We start from the raw sequence: 6,021 nt of genomic DNA, 5'->3' as shown, positions 1-6,021 counted from the left end.
CCTCCGAAATGGTCGCCGTTTAGATCTTTCAACCATTGCGGAGGTGTGGATAAACAACATCCATCAACCATCCGTAAGGTTTCGGAGTTTACGGATGGACACTAATTAGAGTCTGTCCGTAAAGTAGCATATCAAGTAAAATATATTCTTCATCCTTTTTACAACTCATCCCCTAACCCCTTCTCTTCAAAGAGAAGGGGAACTTTTATCTCCCTCTCCTCGATAGGAGAGGGTCGGGGTGAGGTCGAAAAATAGTACTTTACGCACAGATTCTAATTAAGAATGGTTTTTAAACCCCATCTTCCCTGTCAATGTTTTTATATTGATCTTTCGCTTTTTTGCAATTGTAAAAAACAGAATCCGGAAAATCAGTATATCGGCAAAAAATATAGCAATAAAAAAATGACACGATGAATTTGAATTTGTAAATTGGAATATCTTATCCGATGTTAAGGTTCCAAAAAATTTGGCATGATATTTTTTCCAAATCTTGACACTCAAAGGTCAATCTCAAAGAAAGCAGAAAAATAAATATTTATTGGAGAATATATGTCAATCTCAATTGCACCTGATGGGCGAAAGTATAAATTCCCCACAAAAGAAGCGAATAAAGAGGAACTTAAAAAACTTATTACTATTTCTGAAGAACAAAAGAAAATGGGGAGAAAAATTGTGGTTGTGCAGGGAATGGGTTTCGTCGGTTCAGTGATGGCAGCAGTTGTTGCCGATGCTGAAGATGCGGATGGCAACTCTCCCTATTTCGTTCATGGGCACGATCTTGTTTCACCGAGATCATTCTGGAAAATTCATGTTATCAATTCCGGGCAAGCCCCGGTTAGTGCGGAAGATCCTGAAATATCAAAAATATTTCCACGAGTAGTAAATGGGAAAAAAACCCTTCGGGCTACTTGGCATGAGCATGTGTATAAGTTGGCTGACTTTGTGGTCGTGGACATTCAATTGGATGCAATAAAGCCGAAATTTGGTAATGCAAATAGCGGATATTGTGATCTCTCTGCATTTAAAAAGGGGATGCGAACAATCGGAAAAAATATCCAGCCCGATTGTCTGATTCTTATCGAAACAACTGTTCCTCCCGGCACCTGCCAAAATGTAATTAAACCGATTATCGAAGATGAATTTAAGAAACGAGGAATAAATACAGAAGTTCACTCTCCTCGTATTGCTCATTCTTATGAAAGAGTTATGCCGGGCAAAAATTATGTAGGTTCAATCCAAAATTTTCCCAGAACATTTTCCGGAATAGATAAGAAAAGTGCTGATCTTGCTGAAGAATTTTTGGAGAATGTGTTACGGGTCGATAAGAATAAGATTACGAGATTAGGGAATACAAACGCATCTGAACTCGCAAAAGTTATGGAAAATTCTTATCGTGCTACAAATATTGCTCTGCTTTCTGAATGGTCAAAGATGGCAGAAAAGATCGGAGTAAATATTTTTGAGATCATTGAATCCATAAAGGTACGAAAAGGAACACACGATAATATGCTCAATCCGAGTCTCGGTGTGGGAGGATATTGCCTTACAAAAGATCCGGTTCTGGCAAATTGGGCTGCCAGAGATATTTTTCACCTGAAAGAGCAACTTCCCATGGCTGTCCATTCGGTGGATATAAATGATAAAATGCCATTGCACACTGTAGAATTAATCGAGGATGTGTTTCCACATCTAATTGATAAAAAGGTTACGATTCTCGGAGTTTCATACCAAAAAGATGTGGCAGACACGAGACATTCTCCCTCAAAATTACTCTGGGATGAATTGATGAAAAAAGATGCAATTATCAAGGTGCACGATCCTTACGTAAAAATCTGGCATGAACTTGGTGATATGCGAGTAGAAAAAGATCTGCAAATTGCTCTCGAAGAAACCGAAATATTGATATTTGCAGTTGGACATTCGGATTATATGCAACTGGAACCTGAGTTTGTAGTAGAATCAGCCAAAAATCTTTCTCTTGTCGTTGATTGTTCAAATTTTCTCTCTGATGAAAAAATCAAGAAATATTTGGATAACGGTTGTGAAATACGTGCTATCGGAAAAGGTCATATAAAAGATTTGAAGTAAGCAGAATATTAATCAAATTTAGGTAAAATTATGAAGCGAATTATCAATCACCCTATTTTGGAAATTGAAGAAAAAGAAAAAATCCCCTTTTATTGGAATGGCGAAAAACTGTTTGCAAACAAAGGAGAAATGATCGCTTCTGCCTTGATTGCAAATGATATAAACGTTTTTGGTCATCATCCAAAAGACGGAAGCGCTCAAGGAATTTTTTGTGCAAATGGGCAGTGTGCCCAATGCACGGTTATCGCAAACGGCGTCCCCATAAAATCTTGTATGACCGCTGTAAAAAAAAACATGGTCGTAGAAAGTTGCGACGAACTTCCCAAACTCCCTGATGTGAACCCGTTTTATGAATTCGAAGCAATTTCCGAGATCGAAACCGAAGTATTGATCATTGGGGGAGGACCTTCCGGACTTTCAGCAGGAATCGAACTCGCAGAGAAAAACATTCAAACGATTCTTGTGGATGATAAATCAGAATTGGGTGGAAAACTTGTTTTGCAAACGCATAAATTTTTCGGCTCTATCAAAGATTGTTATGCGGGAACGCGTGGAATTGATATTGCCAAAAAATTATCAGAAAAAATCCAATCTTACCAATCCATAAAAATTTGGAAAAACAGCATTGTCCTTTATATCTTCAGTGATCAGAAGGTTGGAATTCTTCGGGATGATAAATACGTTCTGGTAAGCCCCAAATTAATATTAAATGCAGCCGGAGCTAGGGAAAAAATGTTGGCTTTTCAGGGAAATACTTTGCCCGGAGTTTATGGAGCGGGAGCATTTCAAACTTTGGTAAATCGTGACTTGGTAAAATCTTCTGAAAGAATTTTTATTCTCGGAGGGGGAAATGTCGGTTTAATTGCCGGTTATCATGCATTGCAAGCTGGAATTGAAGTTGTGGGAATTGCCGAAGCTCTAAAAAAATGTGGTGGTTATAAAGTTCACGTTGATAAAATTAAACGACTTGGTGTTCCGATCTACACTTCTCACACGATTTTATCGGTAAATGGGAATGAAAAAGTGGAATCAGTAACGTTCACGGAAATTGATGATAATTTTAAAGCAATAAAAGGAACTGAAAAAACAGTTTTTTGTGATACTGTTTTAGTGGCGGTCGGTCTGGATTCAATCAGCGAATTTCAACAGGAAGCAGAAAAAGCCGGTATGAAAGTTTTCTCGACCGGTGATGCAGATGAAATTGCCGAAGCATCTTCAGCCATGTTTAATGGCAAAATCGCCGGAATAAAAATTGCTAAGGAATTAAATAAGACAGATGAAGAAATTCCCAAAGAGTGGACTGAGAAAGCAGAATCTCTAAAAAGTCCTCCCGGAAAAATCCACCCTTACATTTTGCCAAAAGAAAAAAGCGGAGTTTTTCCCGTCATTCACTGCATAGAGGAAATACCGTGCAATCCTTGCACTTCCGTTTGTCCCTATAATTCAATAAAAATCAGTGGAGACGGATTTATGGGAATTCCAAAATTTACCGGAAAATGTATTGGTTGCGGTTTATGCCTGACAATTTGTCCTGCACTTGCGATTACGCTGGTAGATTTTAGAAAGAGTGAGGATTTTCCCATAGTTTCTGTTCCTTATGAAGTAAAAAATCATCAGATTAAAAAGGGCGATATGGTAAAAGCCGTTGATATTGATGGAAATTTGCTGGATAGTTTAGAAGTTTTAAAAATACAGGATAGGAAAATTAAAACTCAAATTATTCAACTGAAATCACCAGCGAATATTGCAAAGAAAATTGCCGGAATAAGAATTCAAAATAAATCGGTTTCCAAAACAATTGCAGAACCACTTATCCAAAACATTGCGGATGATGTGATCGTTTGTAGATGTGAAAGAGTAACTGCCGGAGAGATACGGAAGTGGATCAAAAAAGGTGTTACGGATATGAACCAGTTGAAACAATTGACCAGAGCAGGTATGGGAGCATGCGGAGCAAAAACCTGTGAAAACCTTATATTGAAAATGTATAAGGAAGAAGGTTATAGCTTGGATGATATTACTTATAACACACGCAGACCGCTGTTTGTGGAAGTTCCATTCAATATTCTGGCAGGAAAAAAACAGAATTAATTCCAGAAACTATCAGCGAATGGGAAATCTAAATTTTGACTATTTTACTCGTTTTCATTCCTAAAAATCCGATCTAAAGAAATGAGCAGAAATGGAGATAAACATGAATCTCAGAAATAAAAATTTTGACATAATTGTAATTGGTGCGGGTTCGGTCGGCGTGCCAATAGCTTTGTATCTTGCGAGAGAAAAATATAAGATTTTAGTTATAGATAGTTTGCCATCACCCGGGCAGGGGCAGAACAAAAAAGCCATCGGAGGAATTCGTGCCACTCATTCCGATAAAGCAAAAATTAGTATCGGGCTGGAAGCAATAGAAATTTTTTCTACTTGGGAAGAAAAATATGGGGATGAGATTGAATGGCAAACAAATGGTTATTCATTCCCGGCATATACGGAAGAGCATGAAAAAATGCTAAAGGATTTGCTCAAAATTCAAAAAAGTTTTGGACTAAATATTGACTGGATTTCTGCAAAAGAATATTTGAAATCAGTTCCGGGAATTAACCGCACCGGTTTGCGGGGTTCTACTTATTCTCCTAACGATGGCAGTGCTTCACCCTATTTGGCTTTGAATGCTTTTTATTTCAAGGGTCTTGAATACGGGGCTGAATATAAATTTAACGAAAAAGTTATTGATATCAGAAAAGAAAAAAATTTCATTGTCAAAACAAATAAAGGGATTTATGAAAGTAAAATTGTGATAAATGCTTCCGGTAATAATGCAAAAGATGTTGGAAAAATGCTCGGTTTGAAAATTCCTGTCCAGCCCGATAGTCACGAGGGTGGAATAACCGAAGGTGTGAAATCATTTTTCAAACCGATGGTTGTAGATTTGCGTCCGGGACCCGGCTCGAAGAATTATTATTTTTATCAAAAAGCAGATGGGCAAGTAGTTTTCTGCATAACTCCCGAACCACCCGTTCAAGGAACAGATAGCCGGGCTACTTCTGTATTTTTACCACAAGTTTCCAAAAGGATGCTTGACCTTTACCCAAAATTAGCCAATTTGAAAGTCAGAAGAACCTGGCGTGGACAATATCCGGCTACTCCGGACGGATTTCCGATTTTAGGTGAAACTAAAATTACGGGATTTTATTTAGCAGTGGGAATGTGCGGGCAAGGATTTATGCTCGGACCGGGTGTAGGAAAATTATTAGCTCGTCAAATTTCCGGAAAAATGCGGGAAAACGATCAGGAGAATCTGGAATCGTTAAGTTTATACCGAGATTTTGGCAAGGAAGAAAAGTTTAAATAAAGTCTGTCCGTAAAGTAGGGATTCGACGCAGATGAACACTGATTATGCTGATGAACGCTGATATTACACTTTTTACAAAAAAATTTTATCTTGCGAAAATCGGTTTTTTCTGAGTGATGTTGTTTATCACATTCATCTGCGTCGAATCACATTCGGAGAATCATTGCAAAAATGCGAGTTTACGGATGGATACTAAACATTGTCCATACGCAAAGTAGCCTTTTCGAGACGTCACGGACCATTCCGTGACGAATTAAAAAAATTATCTATTAAGTTAATTAGCGTTATATTTGTGAGTTGGAAAATCTTAAGTCAATTTCAAAAAAACAGAACTTAAATCAAGATTTCCCTTTGCGGATGGTTGTTTTCCTACGAGATTTGTTATCCGCAACCTCCGCAATGGTCGTCGATTAGATATTTCAACCATTGCGGAGGTTTCTCCCGAAAGCATTCGGAACAAGGTTTTGGCGTCTAAATTTTTGGGACCACAGATTGTTCAATCTATCAAAATTGACAACCTTGCAGTGCTTTTGGGATTTTATCACATCTTAGCAAATATTATAATTAACAGGAATAATTTATGG

Annotated in this window: 3 protein-coding genes; all 3 read left to right on the top strand. The window is 37.8% G+C overall.

The window, feature by feature from the left end:
* Window positions 1-549: 549 nt before the first annotated feature.
* The 3 genes from U9P79_07960 (at window position 550) to U9P79_07950 (ending at window position 5,437) form a co-directional block, all read left to right on the top strand.
* Window positions 550-2,088 carry a nucleotide sugar dehydrogenase gene (locus tag U9P79_07960; GenBank protein MEA2104556.1) on the top strand — a complete coding sequence of 513 codons (1,539 nt, stop codon included), beginning with the start codon at window positions 550-552 and terminating at the stop codon, window positions 2,086-2,088.
* Between the two features lie 30 nt (window positions 2,089-2,118).
* Window positions 2,119-4,179: an FAD-dependent oxidoreductase gene (locus U9P79_07955; GenBank protein MEA2104555.1), complete on the top strand. Its 2,061-nt coding sequence runs from the start codon at window positions 2,119-2,121 to the stop codon at window positions 4,177-4,179.
* Between the two features lie 103 nt (window positions 4,180-4,282).
* Window positions 4,283-5,437: an FAD-dependent oxidoreductase gene (locus U9P79_07950; GenBank protein MEA2104554.1), complete on the top strand. Its 1,155-nt coding sequence runs from the start codon at window positions 4,283-4,285 to the stop codon at window positions 5,435-5,437.
* Window positions 5,438-6,021 lie beyond the last annotated feature (584 nt).

Source organism: Candidatus Cloacimonadota bacterium (assembly GCA_034661015.1).
GTDB lineage: Bacteria > Cloacimonadota > Cloacimonadia > JGIOTU-2 > JGIOTU-2 > JAYEKN01.
The sequence above is the reverse complement of the archived record's forward strand: the minus strand, read 5'-3'. Positions and strand labels throughout refer to the sequence as shown.

Bases quoted from the DNA above. Each gene is read 5' to 3' on its own strand.
- U9P79_07960 (MEA2104556.1), top strand. From the start codon at position 550: ATGTCAATCTCAATTGCACCTGATGGGCGAAAGTATAAATTCCCCACA.
- U9P79_07955 (MEA2104555.1), top strand. From the start codon at position 2,119: ATGAAGCGAATTATCAATCACCCTATTTTGGAAATTGAAGAAAAAGAA.
- U9P79_07950 (MEA2104554.1), top strand. From the start codon at position 4,283: ATGAATCTCAGAAATAAAAATTTTGACATAATTGTAATTGGTGCGGGT.